This is a genomic window from Variovorax sp. GW823-FHT02B07, from assembly GCF_058797695.1.
The window spans coordinates 57,699-73,757 of record NZ_JBXAJX010000006.1 but is presented as its reverse complement, the minus strand read 5'-3'; the positions used below and the strand labels follow the sequence as shown (position 1 = coordinate 73,757).

At 69.3% G+C, this 16,059-nt stretch carries 16 protein-coding genes; 3 read left to right on the top strand and 13 right to left on the bottom strand.

Translation table 11 applies throughout. From position 1 onward, the window contains the following. The first annotated feature begins 26 nt into the window (after positions 1-26). Positions 27-455, top strand: a complete 429-nt coding sequence (locus AC1RGU_RS25430; RefSeq protein ID WP_492698944.1) for a DUF4019 domain-containing protein — start codon at positions 27-29, stop codon at positions 453-455. A 28-nt stretch (positions 456-483) separates the two neighbouring features. Further along, positions 484-957: an NUDIX hydrolase gene (locus AC1RGU_RS25425; RefSeq protein ID WP_492698942.1), complete on the top strand. Its 474-nt coding sequence runs from the start codon at positions 484-486 to the stop codon at positions 955-957. Between the two features lie 7 nt (positions 958-964). Here AC1RGU_RS25425 and mnmA read toward each other — a convergent pair whose 3' ends face one another. Beyond that, on the bottom strand, positions 965-2,065 hold the full coding sequence (gene mnmA, locus AC1RGU_RS25420) for a tRNA 2-thiouridine(34) synthase MnmA (protein WP_492698940.1): 1,101 nt from the start codon (positions 2,063-2,065) through the stop codon (positions 965-967). 145 nt (positions 2,066-2,210) lie between these two features. On the opposite strand from mnmA, the gene AC1RGU_RS25415 reads away from it, so the two are divergent. Then, entirely contained in the window at positions 2,211-3,929 is a 1,719-nt protein-coding gene (locus AC1RGU_RS25415; RefSeq protein ID WP_492698938.1) for a long-chain-fatty-acid--CoA ligase, read from the top strand. A gap of 9 nt (positions 3,930-3,938) precedes the next feature. On the opposite strand, the gene AC1RGU_RS25410 is transcribed toward AC1RGU_RS25415, so the two are convergent. The 12 genes from AC1RGU_RS25410 to AC1RGU_RS25355 form a co-directional block, all read right to left on the bottom strand. After that, the gene (locus tag AC1RGU_RS25410; protein ID WP_307636121.1) at positions 3,939-4,928 is read right to left on the bottom strand and encodes an LLM class flavin-dependent oxidoreductase; all 990 of its coding nucleotides are present in this window, start codon (positions 4,926-4,928) and stop codon (positions 3,939-3,941) included. A 44-nt stretch (positions 4,929-4,972) separates the two neighbouring features. Then, positions 4,973-6,637 carry an FxLYD domain-containing protein gene (locus AC1RGU_RS25405; RefSeq protein WP_492698936.1) on the bottom strand — a complete coding sequence of 555 codons (1,665 nt, stop codon included), beginning with the start codon at positions 6,635-6,637 and terminating at the stop codon, positions 4,973-4,975. 17 nt (positions 6,638-6,654) lie between these two features. Further along, entirely contained in the window at positions 6,655-7,260 is a 606-nt protein-coding gene (locus AC1RGU_RS25400) for a hypothetical protein (protein ID WP_492698934.1), read from the bottom strand. A gap of 16 nt (positions 7,261-7,276) precedes the next feature. Next, positions 7,277-9,073, bottom strand: a complete 1,797-nt coding sequence (locus tag AC1RGU_RS25395) for a VanW family protein (protein WP_492698932.1) — start codon at positions 9,071-9,073, stop codon at positions 7,277-7,279. Then, on the bottom strand, positions 9,070-9,675 hold the full coding sequence (locus AC1RGU_RS25390) for a DUF6891 domain-containing protein (protein ID WP_492698930.1): 606 nt from the start codon (positions 9,673-9,675) through the stop codon (positions 9,070-9,072). The genes AC1RGU_RS25395 and AC1RGU_RS25390 overlap by 4 nt, the downstream gene beginning before the upstream one ends. Positions 9,676-9,976: 301 nt before the next feature. Beyond that, positions 9,977-10,357 (bottom strand): hypothetical protein, encoded by a 381-nt coding sequence (locus tag AC1RGU_RS25385; RefSeq protein ID WP_062480474.1) that lies wholly within the window; start codon positions 10,355-10,357, stop codon positions 9,977-9,979. 246 nt (positions 10,358-10,603) lie between these two features. Then, the gene (pdxR, locus tag AC1RGU_RS25380; protein WP_492698929.1) at positions 10,604-12,088 is read right to left on the bottom strand and encodes a MocR-like pyridoxine biosynthesis transcription factor PdxR; all 1,485 of its coding nucleotides are present in this window, start codon (positions 12,086-12,088) and stop codon (positions 10,604-10,606) included. Between the two features lie 71 nt (positions 12,089-12,159). Then, a complete protein-coding gene (locus tag AC1RGU_RS25375) occupies positions 12,160-12,960 on the bottom strand; it encodes an inositol monophosphatase family protein (RefSeq protein WP_492698927.1) in 801 nt (266 codons plus the stop codon). 13 nt (positions 12,961-12,973) lie between these two features. Next, positions 12,974-13,693, bottom strand: coding sequence for an ABC transporter permease (locus tag AC1RGU_RS25370; protein WP_062480468.1), 720 nt, complete (start codon positions 13,691-13,693; stop codon positions 12,974-12,976). A 2-nt stretch (positions 13,694-13,695) separates the two neighbouring features. Then, a complete protein-coding gene (locus AC1RGU_RS25365; RefSeq protein ID WP_492698925.1) occupies positions 13,696-14,388 on the bottom strand; it encodes an ABC transporter permease in 693 nt (230 codons plus the stop codon). A 44-nt stretch (positions 14,389-14,432) separates the two neighbouring features. Continuing rightward, complete coding sequence (locus tag AC1RGU_RS25360; protein ID WP_492698923.1) at positions 14,433-15,221, bottom strand: transporter substrate-binding domain-containing protein; 789 nt, start codon at positions 15,219-15,221, stop codon at positions 14,433-14,435. Between the two features lie 33 nt (positions 15,222-15,254). Next, the gene (locus tag AC1RGU_RS25355) at positions 15,255-16,043 is read right to left on the bottom strand and encodes an ABC transporter ATP-binding protein (protein ID WP_390347160.1); all 789 of its coding nucleotides are present in this window, start codon (positions 16,041-16,043) and stop codon (positions 15,255-15,257) included. Positions 16,044-16,059 lie beyond the last annotated feature (16 nt).

Sequence of the window (16,059 nt, the reverse complement as noted above, 5' to 3'; positions counted from 1 at the left end):
TTCTGTCCGAACAAGTGCCCTTCCCCATGCCCCGGCTCCTCCTGGCCGCGCTGCTCCTGCTGTGCAGCGGCCTGTTCCCCGCCCTCGCTGAAGACGTCGAGGCCAGCGACATGGTGCGCGGCGGCCTGCAGGCGATCCAGATGATCGACCGCGACCAGGCCGGCGAGCTGTGGGACGGCGCCACGCCCGCCACCCGCAAGCGCATCACCCGCACCGACTTCGCCAGCAAGGTGGCCAAAAGCCGCGCCCCGCTCGGCGGGCCGCAGCAGCGCACCTGGGTGGCCGTGCACCGGCAGGTCGTGACCGACCCGGACGCCGATGCGGCCGGCCAGTACGTCAGCGTCGAGTACGAGACCCGCTTCGGCAACACGCCCGAGCGCACGCTGCGCGAACGGGTGAGCTTCCGGCTCGACGCCGACCGCATCTGGCGCTTCAGCGGCTATGTCGTGCGATAGCCGAGATGCCGATAGACTCGCGCCCACGATGCCCACACGCTGGAAACCCAATGTCACCGTGGCCGCGGTGATCGAGCAAGACGGCCGCTTCCTGCTCGTCGAAGAGCAGACCGACGACGGCCTGAAGCTCAACAACCCGGCCGGCCACCTCGACCCCGGCGAGTCGCCCGAGGACGGCTGCATCCGCGAGACGCTCGAGGAAACGGCCCACGCCTTCACGCCGACCGCGCTGCTCGGCGTGTACATGGCGCGCTCGGCCGAGCAGCCCGACGTGACCTACATGCGCTTTGCCTTCACCGGCGAACTGGGCGCACGCGAAGAAGGCCGTGCGCTCGACGAAGGCATAGTGCGCACGCTGTGGATGACCGTGGACGAGATCCGTGCCAGCGTGGCGCGCCATCGCAGCCCGCTGCTGCTGCGCTGCATCGAGGACTACCTGGCCGGCAAGCGGCATCCGCTCGCGCTGATCCACACCGAAGACGGCGTGCGGCAGCCCCGCTGAGGCCGGCTCAGACGATGACGCCGCCCCCGAGGCAGCGCTCGCCGTCGTACAGCACGGCCGACTGCCCCGGCGTGACCGCCCATTGCGGCGCACCGAAGCGCAGGCTGAAGGCGCCGTTGGCGCCCTCGCCCAGTTCACAGGCTGCATCGGCCTGCCGGTAGCGCGCCTTCGAACCGTAGGCGCCCGCGGTGGGCGCCTCGCCGGCCACCCAGCTCGCGTCGTCCGCCTTCAGTTCGGACGACAGCAGCCACGGATGGTCGTGCCCCTGCACCACCCACAGCGTGTTCTTCTCGACGTCCTTGCGCGCGACGAACCAGGGCGAATGGTCGCCCGCGCCGCGCTGGGCGCCCTTCTCCTTCACGCCGCCGATGCCCAGCCCCTGGCGCTGGCCCAGCGTGTAGAAGCTCAGGCCCTGGTGCTCGCCGAGCTTGCGGCCGCGGTCGTCCTTGATCGGGCCCGGCTCCTTGGAGATGTAGCGGTTCAGGAAGTCGCGGAATGGCCGCTCGCCGATGAAGCAGATGCCGGTCGAGTCCTTCTTTTTCGCGTTGGGCAGGCCGATTTCTTCGGCGATGCGGCGCACCTCGGTCTTGTGCAGCTCGCCGACCGGGAACAGCGTCTTCGACAGCTGCGCCTGGTTCAGGCGGTGCAGGAAGTAGCTCTGGTCCTTCGAGTTGTCGAGCCCCTTGAGCAGCTCGTGCCGGCCCGTGGCTTCGTCGAGGCGCACGCGGGCGTAGTGGCCGGTGGCGATCTTCTCGGCGCCCAGCCGCATGGCGTGGTCGAGAAAGGCCTTGAACTTGATCTCGGCGTTGCACAGCACGTCGGGATTCGGCGTGCGGCCGGCCTTGTACTCGCGCAGGAACTCGGCGAAGACGCGGTCCTTGTAGTCGGCGGCGAAGTTGACGTGCTCGATCTCGATGCCCAGCACGTCGGCCACGCTGGCGGCGTCGATGAAGTCGATGTTCGACGAGCAGTACTCGCTGTCGTCGTCGTCTTCCCAGTTCTTCATGAAGATGCCGACCACCTCGTGCCCCTGCTGCTTGAGCAGGTGCGCGGTGACCGCGGAGTCCACCCCGCCGCTCAGCCCGACCACGATCCGTTTTTTTGCCATAAGCCCGCCATTGTCCCAGCCCGGCGACAGGGGCATCCGGCGTGTGGGAAATCGGGAAAACCCGTGTCGCCGGCTTGTCAGCCGCCACTCCACGATGCGAAAGGCCGGCGCTACAGTGCCCCGAAACACAGCGGAGACAACACGCATGGCGACCCCTTCCCTCTCTGGCGACCCCACCCCCTGGACGCGCAACTACCCGCCCGGCATGCGCTGGGACGCCGACCTGCCCGTCAAGCCGGTGCAGCAGATGCTCGACGAAGCGGTCGCGCGCTGGCCCGGCCATTCGGCCGTGGAGTTCATGGGCCAGGTCCTCACCTACGCCCAGCTCGGCGCAGCGGTCGACCGCGCCGCCAAGGGCCTGCAGGACCTGGGCGTGAAGCCGGGCGTGCATGTCGGCCTGTACCTGCCGAACACGCCGCACTACCCGATCGCCTTCTTCGCCGTGCTCAAGGCCGGCGGCACGGTGGTGAACTACTCGCCGCTGGACGCCGAGCGCGTGCTGGCCCACAAGATCGAGGACAGCCGCACCGACATCCTCGTCACGCTCGACCTAGTGAATCTCTACCCGCTGATGGCGCGCCTGCTCGACAGCTCGCGCCTGAAGACGCTGGTGGTCGGCAGCCTCGGCGACTACGGTGCGGCGGGCGACAAGGTGCAGGCGCAGCTGCAGGGTGCGGGCCAGATCGCGCCCGTGCCGGTGGACGCGCGCCACGTGCGCTTCACCGACCTGCTCAAGAGCGAAGGCACGCACCAGACCTACCCGCTGGGCGACCTGGCCGAAGAGATCGTCGTGCTGCAGTACACCGGCGGCACCACCGGCCTGCCCAAGGGCGCGATGCTCACGCACGCCAACCTCACGGCGGCCTCCGCCCAGTACTACGAATCGACGCGCGGCGAGCCGCCGATCCTCGACGAGGGCAAGGAGCGCTTCCTGGTCGTGCTGCCGCTGTTCCACATCTTCGCGCTCAGCGCCGCGATGCTGCTGGGCGTGCGCCTGGGCGCAGCGCTGGTGCTGCACACGCGCTTCGATGTCGATGCGGTGATGAACGAGCTCGCGGCCAGCCGGATCAGCGTGTTCCCCGGCGTGCCGACCATGTACACCGCCATCCTTGCGCACCCCAAGGCCAAGGAGATGGACCTGCGCTCGCTGAAGTTCTGCGGCTCCGGCGGCGCGCCGCTGCCGGTGGAGGTGGAGCAGCGCTTCTTCGAACTCACCGGCTGCCACCTCAACGAAGGCTGGGGCATGACCGAGACCTCGCCCGTGGGCACCTTCACGCCCGCGCGCGGCGTGCGCAAGGCCGGCTCGTGCGGCATGCCGCTGCCGCGCGTGCGCATCAAGCTCGTGAGCCTGGACGACCCGACGAAGGACGTGACCGCGTTCGGCGAGCCCGGCGAGCTGTGCGTGCAGGGCCCGAACGTCATGAAGGGCTACTGGAACAACCCGAAGGCCACCGCCGAGTCGATGACGGCCGACGGCTACTTCCGCAGCGGCGACGTCGCGAAGATGGACGCCGACGGCTACCTCTACATCGTCGACCGCACCAAGGACATGCTGCTGTGCGGCGGCTACAACGTGTACCCGCGCGTGCTCGAGGAGGCGGTGTACGAGCACCCGTCGGTGGCCGAGGTCTGCGTGATCGGCGTGCCTGACGAGTACCGCGGGCAGTCGCCGAAGGCCTTCGTGAAACTGAAGGACGGCGCGGACGACCTCACGCTCGACGCGCTCAAGGCCTTCCTGAAGAACCGCCTGGGCAAGCACGAGATGATCGGCGCGCTCGAGATCCGCGCCGAGCTGCCCAAGACCGCCGTGGGCAAGCTCTCGAAGAAGGACCTCGTGGACGAGGAAGCCCGCAAGCGGGCCTAGGACGGAGCCTTACTTCTTCTGGCCGAACGCTTCGGCCAGCAGCTCGTAGGAGCGCAGCCGGGCCGCGTGGTCGAACACCTGCGAGGTGATCATGAGTTCGTCGGCGCCGGTGCGCGCCACGAACGCTTCCACGCCCTGCTTCACCGTCTCGACCGAGCCCACCGCGGAGCACGACAGCACCGAGTCGAGCAGCGCGTTCTCGGCCGGGCCGACCTTCTGGCGGTAGTTCTCCACCGGCGGCGGCAGGCGTCCCGGGCGGCCGCTGCGCAGGTTCACGAAGGCCTGCTGCCACGAGGTGGCGCGGAACTCGGCCTCGGCGTCGGTGTCGGCCGCGAACACGTTGAAGCCCAGCATCACATACGGCTTTTGCAGCTGCGCCGAAGGCTTGAAGGTCTCGCGGTAGATCTGGATGGCCTGCATGATCTGCTGCGGCGCGAAGTGCGAGGCAAAGGCATACGGCAGCCCCAGGTGCGCCGCCAGCTGCGCGCCGAAGGTGCTCGAGCCCAGGATCCACACCGGCACCTCGAGCCCCGCGCCGGGCACGGCGCGCACGGCCTGCTGCGGGTTCTTCGACATGAAGTCCATGAGCTCCATCACGTCCTGCGGGAACTGGTCGGCGTCCGACTCCAGGTTGCGCCGCAGGGCGCGCGCGGTGCGCTGGTCGGAGCCGGGCGCGCGGCCCAGGCCCAGGTCGACGCGCCCCGGGTACAGCGACTCCAGCGTGCCGAACTGCTCGGCGATCACCAGCGGCGAGTGGTTCGGCAGCATCACGCCGCCGGCGCCGATGCGGATGGTGGAGGTGCCCGCGCCCACGTGCGACAGCAGCACGGCCGTGGCCGCGCTCGCGATGCCCGGCATGCCGTGGTGCTCGGCCAGCCAGTAGCGCGTGTAGCCCAGCTTCTCGCCGTGCTGCGCCAGCGACAGCGAGTTGCGGAACGACTGCGCGGCATCGCTGCCTTCGGTGATCGGGGAAAGGTCGAGGATCGAAAGCGGAATCATGGCGCGATCATGGCGCGAACCGCCCGATGCCGTCACGCGCGGGGCTATTCGGTTTGGTATAGCGTCGCGACGCTCGCGAAATCGCGCCCGTGCTGCGTCACGTGGACCTGGAAGGGCACGCTCTCGCCCGGCGCGATGGCCGGCAGGTTCTCGATCAGCTTGAAGCCGGTCAGCTGGTCGTTGCGGTCGCGCAGGCTGACCCACAGGCGCACCTTGGCCGCGATGGCCGTGCCGGGGTTCTTCACCGTGCCCGTGACCTCCACGCTCTTGTAGGTGAAGCGCTGGCTGAAGTTGAGCAGCACGCTGCCGGTGCCGGCCTGGGTGCCCGTCACCTGCACCTCCAGCGGCTTGCGCGGGCCGGGCAGTGCGGCGCGGCGCATCGGCTTCCACTCGACGCGGGTCTGCGTGATGCGGTCCACGGCCTTGGGCTCCAGCAGGATCGGAAAGCGCTCGCCCGGGTACAGGTAGGCCAGCGCATCGAGGCGCGTGGTGCCGTCGGCCGTGCTGCCGCCGAAGCGCGAGATCACGGCGCCGGGCGCGATGGCGATGGCGTCGGTGCTGCGGTTCACCAGCTCGGTCATGAACAGCGGCCGCTGGATCGTGCTGCGCCCCGCCACCAGTGGCAGCAGTTCGAGCTGCCGCGGGTCGAAGCGCTCGCTGTCGTCGGCCAGCAGGTCTTCGGTGCCCAGCTGCAGGTCGGGGTGGAAAGCCTCCGGCGCGCCGGCCGTGCGGATCACGCGGTCGGCGCTCAGCACCGTCGTGCGCGCGCCCGAGGGCGTGACGGTGCGGTAGCCGATGCGGTAGTCCCACGCCGCGATGGCGGCGCCGCGGCCGAAGCGGCTGAGATCGACATCGATCGCCGTGCGTGCGCCGGGCGCCAGCTCGGACCCCGGCGCATGGCCGCGCCCGACGCCGATCACCTGGCCCGCGTCGTCGTACAGCGTGACCAGCGCCTCGATGCTGCCGAACGCCGGTGCGCCCGCGGCGCCCGCATGCACGAGGCGCCCGACCAGGCGCACGCGCTCGCCCTGCTGCACCAGCCGCACGCGCGAGAACGCCAGGCGCGGCCCTTCGGCGGCGCTGCGGGGTTCGGACAGCTTCTCGACCATCACGTCCTGCCGCGTGACGTTCTGGCCCGAGGGCAGGTCGACCAGCACGGGCGCGGACTCGCCGGGCATCAGAACGTCGATCGGCAGGCTTTCGCTGCGTTCGTTCAGCCGCGTGTCGCCGTCGTGGAACACCACTTTCAGGCCGGGCCGTTCGAGCGGCCGGCCGGTCTCGTTGCGCGCCAGCACCAGCAGCTTCGGCCGCTCGCCGACCAGCACCTGGCGCGGCTCGGAGAGCTTCAGGCCGTCGGTCGCGATGGTGCGCTCGACGATCGCGCGCGCCACCGAAGGCGTATCGCTGCGCTTGCCGGAGCCGAACAGCAGCATCGCGACCTGGACGGCCACCGCCACGCCGAGAAAGCCGATCACGACGAAGCCGATCGTGCGCACCATCTGCTTCTGGCGAAGCGCCTGTTCGGCCGCGATCTGCTGGCCGGCGTGGTGCTTGACCTGCTGCAGCACGCGCTCCAGGCGGTCGGACACGTCGTCCTCCACCAGCGACATCGAGCCGCAGTGCGCGCAGGTGTATTCGTTCAGGCCGGTGCGGCGCAGCGCGCTGCTGCCGCACTCGCCGCATTTGAGGGTCTGCAGGTCGATGCTCATGTGTTTTCTTATTTGTCTTACCAGCCGAACACGTCGACGATGCCTTCGGCCGCCGCGGCACTGCCCAGCAGCGGCACGAGGCGCTCGACCAGGCGCGCGCGGTGCACCGGGTCGACCTCGCAGTCGTCCTCGTCGGTGAAGATGGCGTCGCCCGCTTCGTCCCACACCTGGCCGATGGTGCCCAGGCAGGCGGCCATCTCGAAGATGTCGGCAAAGAGCGGTTCGTCTTCCTCCCAGGCGCCCGTGCCATGCATCGCGAACTGGATCGCGCCGGTGCGCAGGTCGAAGATGAACGGATCGGCGCCCTGGTCGGCCACCACCAGCCAATGCTCGGGCCAGTCGGCGATGCGCTCGCCGGTGATGCCATGCCAGCGGTAGCCGGCCTGCAGCTGCCACAGGCGCGAGAGCGCGGGAATGCTGAACGGGTTGCCCGTGGTCGGCACCGTGAGGCCCGCGTAGCCCACGCGCTCGTTGACCCACTCGCCGAGCGGGCCGACCTGTTCGTAGAAGGTGGCGAGGGCGGCGGGCAAGGCCAGCTCGCCGTGCCAGTGCTCGGCGGCGGATTGCGGCGCCAGCGCGCCATGGGAAGCCAGGGCCGCGCGGGCCTGTTCGATCGATGCCACGGGGGTTGTTCTCCGTTCAGGTCAGGCGGACGGCCTGCTGCAATGCGGTGCGCAGTGCGTCGATGTCGCCGGGTGCGACCTCGTGCACGCCCGGCACGCCGGCCAGGCCGCAGGCCGTCGATGCCACCACGGGCACCCCGGCCGCCACGGCGCGCAGCAATGCGCGCGGCGCGTGCTCGACGTGTGCGGGCAGCACGACGACGCTCGCACCGGCCAGCACGTCGCCTTGCCAGTTCATGTGTTGAAGGGGTTCGATGCCGTGCCAGAGCTGCGCGTCGTCCGACGGTGCGCCGAGCACGCGCAGGCGGCACGGCCAGCCTTGCAGCGCGGCGGCGAGTTCGCGCGCGCCCTTGCGCGCCAGTGCGCTGGCGGCGAACACGACGAGCGGTGGTTCTTCGCGCTTGCTGTGCGTGGCCTTCACCTGCGGCAGCGCCCAGTCGATCCGCTGCAGCGTGGCCTGCGGCGCGTACTGCGCCATGGCCTGTGCCACCCCTGCATGCGGCGTGACGACGACCGCCGCGCGTGCGAGCGCCAGCGCCTCGTCGCGCACCAGCGATGCATCGGCGCGAAAGTCGCGCAAGGTGGCATCGCCGGGCCAGCGCTGCGATGCGGCATCGAGCTTCTTTTCAATGTCGGCCATCGGCAGTGCGCTGGCCAGCACGGTGATCCGGCGCCCGTCGAGCGCGCCGAGGCGCTGCAGGTGCGGCAGCAGCGACTGCTCGACCACCAGGTGCGTGTGCGCAGGCACCAGCCGCGCGGCAAAGGCCTGCGCGAGCCAGCGCTGGCCATCGATCAGGCTGGCCTGGCGTCGGCCCGCCTGCCGCGCCCAGAGCCGCTGCCAGACGGCGCGGCGCAGGCTCGCGGCCCACGCCGTGGTCACCGGTTCGTTCGTCGCGGGCTCGCGATGCCAACCGGTGGAAGGCACGCGCCAGAACGCGAGCCGCAGCGGCACGGGCTGCATGCGCTGCGCCTGCGGATGCGCCTCGCGCAGGTGGCGTGCGAACTCCGGCGTCCAGCCATCGACGAGCACGGCGGTGCGCCCTTCGGCGCCGACATCGACCGGCGGACGGTGGCGAAAGCACGCCGTCTGGTCGCAGCTCAGGCAGCCGCGCGCCAGCGGCAGCGCGGTGGGCGTGTCGTCGTTCGTGCGCCGCAGCGTGACGGGCTCGGCCGGAACCGCCCGCGGCGTGCGCGCGCGGATGCGCACCACGAGCTCCGTATCGGTCAGCGCCACTTCGAGCCGCCAGGCGTGGCGGGCGCGCAGCTTGACGTCGACGTAGTTCCAGAACACCGTCGCATCGACGGCGTCGCTGTCCGGCGTGTCGGCCTGCTCGATGCGTGCCGTGTGGCCGTGGCGCTCGACCAGCTCAAAGCCCGCGCGCACGGCCACGGTGGCGAGCGCGTTCGACAGCTGGCACAGCCCGCCGGCCAGCGTCGGCACCACGCAGCCGCCGCGCACCTCGCGCCCGACCACGAAGCCGCGCCCGGCGCCCGGTCGCCCCAGCTGGCGCCAGAAGCTCAGCACTTCGCCGGCCGGCACCTCGATGGCGTCGAAGGCCGGCCGCGCCACGCGCAGGTTGTGCACCTTGCCGGCGACCAAGGGGAATTCGTCGGCCCGTCCGTCGGACCACAAGGGGGTTCGGTGCTGCGCGAGCACCGGCGCGTCGGCCAGTGCGTGTTGGCCGCCGGGCCAGCGCCGGGCCGAGGGCCGCAGGGTTTCGCGCAGGGCGTGGGCCGTGGCGAGCAGCCGCGAGCGCAGCCAGAAGTCGATCGCGTCGATGCGGCGCGGCGGCTGCCAGGCCTGCGCACTCACGCGGCGGGGCCTCGCTTGCGCCATTGGCCGAGGTCGGCTTCGATGCGCTCGTTGATGTTGCCGCTCCATTGCGCGCCGAAGCCGGCGTCGCGCAGCAGCTCGACGATGCGGCGGCCGACCACGACGGTGTTGGCTTCGCGCTGCGCGATCTCGGGGATCATGCCGCCGCTGAAGGCGAGGTACAGGCGCCCGGAACGCACGGCGCCGTCCAGGTCCTGTGCGTGATAGAAGCAGCAGCCGCGGATGCCCGACTCGAGCCGGCCCGCCGCACACCACTGCTCGCGCACGTCGTCGTGCCCGTCGGACAGCGTGTTGCCCGCGCGGTGCAGGGCAATGATCTTTTCGCTGCGCAGCTGCGCGAACACGGCCTCGAGCCGGTCGTACTCGGTCTGCGCGGGCCACTGCGCCTCGGCGGCGCGCTTGGCGGCGCAGGCGCGCGTGGTTTCGGCCTTGATCCAGGCGCGGTCCTCGGGCGTGAGCTCATCCGGATCGAGGTACTCGTCGGTGATCATCCAGCCGATGTCGGCATCGGCGTGGAAGCCGCTCCACACCAGGTCGTGGATGCGTCCGCGCGTGTCTTCGGGGTCGAGAGTGAGGGCCATGCGTAGTGGGTCGTCGCTTGGTCGGCGACGGATGTGCTTTCATTTTTTCGCGGTCGGAACGACGCTCGATTCTCGCGTGTCCGCACCACGGCGATGCGTTAATGCGAAAGCATGCGCTCTGGCGGCCATCCCTCCCGCGCCCAAATCATGAGGGATGCGCAAGGCCAAGGCAATGTGACTTTCGGCCAAGAATTCACGGTCATGGCCCATGAAAAAAGCCGACCCTGCGTTGGCAGGGCCGGCTTTTCATGAAGACCTGGAACCTTCGCCGATCCCGTCGGCGAAGCGTTCTGGCTGTTGCTTACAGCGGCAGTGCGTCGCCGTGGGCGGCAGCGCGGGCTGCGGCACGAACCGCAGCGCGGTCGACGGTGCTGGCGACGATCGGGGCCACGCCCGACGAAGCGCCTTCGGCGTACGGGTCGGCGCTGTGTGCGGCGGCGACAGCGTCGGCACGCACGGCGGCGCGGCTGGCGGTCGACACGATCACTTGTGCGGGGCCTGCATTGGCGCCGGTGGCGTAGGGGTTGGCGCTGTGCGCGGCCACGACGGCTTGGGCGGCGACATCGGCGCGGCTGGCGGCCGAGGTCAGTTGATGCACGCCTTCATAGCTTTCGGCATGGGCGGCGCCGGCAACGGCCATCAGGGCAACAGCAACGGCGGAGAGGATCTTCGAGGCGGTCATTTGGATTTCTTCCTTCTTCAATTCAGTTCAAGTTCTTGCTTCGGATGTCGAACCGGTCTTGGGTGGGTCACCGCCCCTCTGTTCTTTTTCGGAGGGCGGCCACCTCGCTCGGGGCCCTGTTCACCCAGATCAGCTTTGAGGGCTGGTCCGTGAGATGAATTGTGCGCCTCGATCTAGGTAAAAACCCGTAGCAAAACGAACCGCGGTGTTCACGGATTCGAAACAATTGAAGGCCGTGGGCGCGCCTCAGGCGTTCGCGACCGCACTGCCAAAGAGCGCCAACGCCGGGGCGATCCGCTCGGCGGGCGTGTTGCCGAACCCGAAGACGAAGCCGGTGCGGACCTGCTCGCTCAGGCAGTAGGCGGAGATCGCGGGCACGTCGATGCGGTGCGCCAGCAGCGCCTGGGAAACCGCCGCATCGTCGATCGGCGTGCGCGAGATGGCCGACAGGTGCAGCCCCGAGCCCGTGGTCGACAGCTCGAAATCGCGCCCCACCAGCGTCCTGAAGCAGTGCTCCATGAGCTGCGCGCGTTCGCGATAGCGCACGCCCATGCGCCGGATGTGGGCCGCCAGCTGCCCGCTCGCCATGAAGTCGGCCACCACGCCCTGGGTCGGCATGGAGGCCTTGAACGAGAAGATCTGCGTGGCGCAGGCGAAAGCGTCCGCCAGGTCGGGCGGGACCACCAGGTAGGCCAGGTTGAGCGCGGGCGAGATGGAACGGTTGAAGTTCCCGATGTAGATGACCCGCCCCCCGTGGTCCAGCGCCGCCAGCGGAGGCAGCGGCCTGCCACGGAAATGGAAGGCGTTGTTGAAGTCGTACTCGATCACCCAGGCATTGCGCTCGTGCGCCCACTGCAGGAGGGAGAGGCGCCGCTCCAGCGGCATCGTGCTGCCGAAGGGGAACTGGTTGGTGGGCGACGCCACGATCAGCCGCGCGTCGGGCGCATGGCTGTCGAACCGGCTGCTGTCCAGGCCCTGCAGGTCGATGGGCACCGGCACCAGGTCCGCGCCGAAGCCCATCAAGGCGGCAAGCCGCGTGATGTAGCCCGGGTCTTCCACGATGATGCGATCGCCGTGGTCGGTCAGCACCTGGCCTGCCAGCACGAAGCCCTGCGTCGTGCCGTCGACCACGAGCACCTGGTCCGGCAGGCAGGAAATGCCGTGTGCCTCGCCCACATAGTCCGCGATCTGCTGGCGCAGTTCGGGCAGCCCCATCGGCGAGCCGTAGCCCAGCTCCGCGGCCGGCGCCGAGCGCCAGTACTGCGACGAGACCTTGGCGAACTGCTCGAACGGCAGCTGGTCGAGCGCGGGCACGGTCGGGCTGAGGTCGAACGTGGCATTGCGCTCGGGCGGCAGCGCCAGTTCGGACATCGCCTGCGCACGCCGCGATATGTGCCGGGGCGCCGGCGCGGCGACAGGGGCGCTCGACGGCGCCCCGGCCGGCGCGCTGCGCTCCTCGGGCAGCACGGCGGCAATGTAGGTGCCCGCCCCGACGCGGCCGCTGACATAGCCCTCGGCCAGCAGCCGTTCGTAGACCAGGACCACGGTGTTGCGCGACACGCCGAGTTCCGCGGCCAGCTGGCGGGTGGGCGGCAGCCGCGAGTTCTTGGAGATCCGGCCCTGCACGATGGCCTGGCGGATCTGCTCGAACACCTGCACGTGCAGCGGATCGGACCCGCTGCGGTCCAGCGAGAGCGAACTCCAGGTCGGGTAGTTGAAGTGCCGCGGCATACGAGATCTCCATGCCGCCCATGCCGGACAGGGCTGCGGCGGCCTTCGAATATACGGCCCGGTCGCCCGCGCTAGGCGCCCGCAAGCATGCGCAGCACCTCCTCGTGGCGGCGGGGGTTGCCCGATGCGACCAGCCGGTTGCCGGAGTAGATCGTGAGCGGACGCCCCTCCCAATCGGTGATGACGCCGCCGGCGCCCTCGATCACCGGCACCAGCGCGCAGTAATCGACCTCGCGGTGGCGGCCGCAATCGATGCCGATGTCGATCGTTCCGTTGGCGATGCAGCCGTACGCATAGCAGCTCGATCCGTACACGCACCATTTGGCGGCGCTGCGCAGCGTCTCGAACGCCTCGCGCTCGCGCGGCCCGAAGGGCTCCGGGTTGCTGCACGACACCAGCGCGTCGGCCAGCGACGGGCACTCGCGGCTGCGGATGCGCTGGCCATTGAAGGTGGACGGCAGGCCCTGCGCCCCGGCCCATCGGTCGTTGGTGATCGGATGGTCGATCACGCCGATGATCGGCGTGCCGTGGCGCGCCAGCGAAATCAGCGTCCCGTAGATGGGAATGCCCGTGATGAAGGCCTTGGTGCCGTCGATCGGGTCGAGCACCCAGACGTACTCGGCATCGAGGTCCTGGCCTTCGAACTCCTCGCCGAGGATGCCGTGCGAGGGATAGCGGTGGCGGATCAGCGTGCGCAGCGTCTGCTCGACATGCTTGTCCACGACTGTGACGGGGCTGTCGTCCTCCTTGGACTCGAAGCCCCTGCGGCTGTACAGGTTCTCGCGCAGGATGGCGCCGCTGGCGTCGGCCAGCCCATGGGCGAAGGCGAGGAATTCGGCCATCGCCGACTCGGAAACGGAAGAAGTGGACACGCGGTCTCCTGGATCAAGTGGGCATGGGCCCGGTGCCGTGCTGCGCCGGCAAGTGGCGAAGATGGCGAGACATGCGGTGCTCCAGCCGCCGCACCAGGTGGTTGGCGGCGAACGCGAAGGCAAGGTAGATCAACCCGGCCGCAATGAAGATCTCGTAGGGGGCGAAGGTGCGCGCCACCAGGGTGTTGGCCACGCCCGTCAGCTCCGAGAGCGTGATGGCGCTGGCCAGCGACGTGCGCTTGATCGTCTTGATCACCTCGTTGCCGTAGGCCGGCAGCGCCAGCAGCATCGCCCGCGGAAGGATGACGTGGCGGTACAGCGCACCGAAGGACAGTCCGAAAGCCTGCCCGGCCTCGACCTCCCCGTGCGGCACCGCCTGGATCGCCCCGCGGAAGATGTGCACGGCGTAGGCCGTCGTGTTCAGCACGAAGGTGATGACGGCGCACCAATAGGGCTTGCGCAGGTAGGGCCAGGCCCAGCTGTCGCGCACCGCATCGATCTGGGCAATGCCGTAGTACACGATGAAGATCTGCACCAGCAGCGGCGTTCCCCGGAAGACCTGCGAGAACACCTCGACGGGCCAGCGCAGCCACCAGGCCTTCTGGACGCGCACGATGGCCAGCGGCACGGCCAGCAGCGTCGCGAGCACCATCGTGATCGCGAAGAGTTCCAGCGTGAGCAGCGCGCCCTGCCAGAGCACCGGAAGGCTCTCGACAATGAGTTCGACATCCATGGTCAGGCCGTCCTTTCACCACGGGCGCCGCGACGCTCGAGCTGATGCAGCACGAGCGAACTCAGCACGGTCAGCGCGAGGTAGATGGCGCCGGCACTGAGGTAGAAGAACAGGGCGCGGCGCGTGTCGCTGGTGGCCAGTTCGGAGGCCTTCATCAGCTCGCTCAGCCCCACGATGGAGATCAGCGAGGTGTCCTTGAGCGTCGAGATCCAGATGTTGCCCAGGCCCGGCAGCGCCAGCCGCAGCATCTGCGGGCACTGGATCACGAAGAAGATCTGCAGGGTGCCCATGCCCACGGCCATGCCGGCCTCCACCTGCCCGCGGGGAATGGCCGTGAGCGCGCCGCGAAACACCTCCGAGGCGTAGCCGCCGAAGATCAGTGCCAGTGCAAACACACCCGCCGGATACGGCGGGATCTCGACCATGCCCGCGTCGGGCCTGACCAGCGCGAGCAGCCGGCTCAAGACCACCGTGCTGCCGAAGTACACCATCAGGATCAGCAGCAGTTGCGGGATGCCCCGTATCGCCGTGATGTAGGCCTCGGCCAGCCAGCGTACCGCCTTGAAGCGGGACAGGCAGGCCGCCGCGCCCAGCAGCCCCAGCGCGATGCCGAACACCGACGACACCAGCGCCACCTCCACGGTGGTCCAGGCGCCCTGCGCGATGGTCGGCCCCCAGCCGTTGAACATGTCCATGGTGTCGTCAGAAATCGATGAGCGGATTCGGCGGTGCGACGGCCTCAGTGCCAGACTGCGGGCAGCACACTGAAGCTCCAGTACTTCTGGTTGATCACCTTGAAGGTCCCGTCGGCAAACATGCCCTTGAGCGCCGCGTTGATCTCGTCGCGCAGCGCCGTGGCCCCCTTGGGCAAGCCGACGGCCACGCCTTCGCCCAGGTACTTGGGCGCCTCGATCTCGGGGCTGACGAACTCGTAGTTGCGCCCTTCCGGCTTCTCCAGGAAGTCGGTGCGAACCTTCATGGGGCTCACGAGCATGAGGTCGATGCGGCCGGCCACGAGGTCCAGCAGCATGTTCTCGGCCGAGTCGTAGCGCGTGATCTCGACGCCGGAGAACTCGCCCGCAAGGTAGCTGTCGTTCGTGGTGGCCCGCTGCACGCCCACCACCTTGCCCTTGAGCGCGCCCGCGTTGGGCGTGTTGTCGGGCTTCATCGGGAGCAGCCCCCCGTTCTTGCGGCCCACGAAGCGCGCCGTGGAGGCCCGGTAGGGAACGGAGAAGTCGATGCTCTTCTTGCGCGCCTCGGTGATCGACAGGCTCGACGTGACGACGTCGATCTTCCTGGAAAGCAGCGCGGGAATCAGCCCGTCGAACCCCAGGCAGACGAACTGCACGTTGGCGTTCATCCGCCGCCCGATCTCGCGGGCGATGTCGATCTCGAAGCCCTTCAGCTCGCCCGACGCATCGCGGTAGTTGAAGGGCGGATAGGTGCACTGCACCCCGGCCTTGATCTCGCGGCCCATGGCGGCGACGGAGCACGCGGCCAGCAGGCCTGCGAACAACCATTTCTTCATTTCGTCTCCAGTTCTTGGTTCGTGATGTCGTGGCTACAGAACGCTGTCGAGGAACTTGCGGCAACGCTCGCTGCGCGGGTTGCCGAACACGTCGGCAGGCGCCCCGCGTTCCTCGATCTTTCCCTTGTGCAGGAAGGCGACCTCGGTCGAGACCTCGCGTGCGAACGCCATCTCGTGGGTGACCATCACCATGGTGCGCCCCTCCTCGGCCAGCAGGCGGATCACCTTCAACACCTCGCCCACGAGCTCGGGGTCGAGCGCGGACGTGGGCTCGTCGAACAGCAGCAGCTTGGGCTCCATGGCCAGCGCGCGGGCGATCGCGCAGCGCTGCTGCTGGCCGCCGGAGATGTGGGCCGGGTAGTGCCGAAGCCGGTCGCCGAGCCCGACCTTCGCCAGCAGCGCCTCGGCCCGTTCCGTCGCTTCGCGGCGCGACAGCCCCAGCACCTTCATGGGCGGCATGGCCACGTTCTCCAGCACGGTCATGTGGCTCCACAGGTTGAAGTTCTGGAACACCATGCCGATGCCCGCGCGCAACCGGTTCACCTGGCTCTTGCTGGCAGGGCTCGCCTGCCCTGCCGGCGACCGGCGCATGCGGATCTCCTCGCCATCGATGGCGACGGTGCCGGCGTCGGGCACTTCGAGCAGGTTGAGGCAACGCAGGAAGGTGCTCTTGCCCGAGCCGCTGGCACCGATCAGCGTGACCACGTCGTGCTCGTGCGCGCACAGGTCGATGCCGCGCAGCACGTCCAGCGCGCCGAAGCGTTTCTCGATGCCGGTGGCAGACACGATCTGCCTGCCCTGTTGTCGTTGGGGGTCGCTCAAGTGAGTTCCTTTTGAA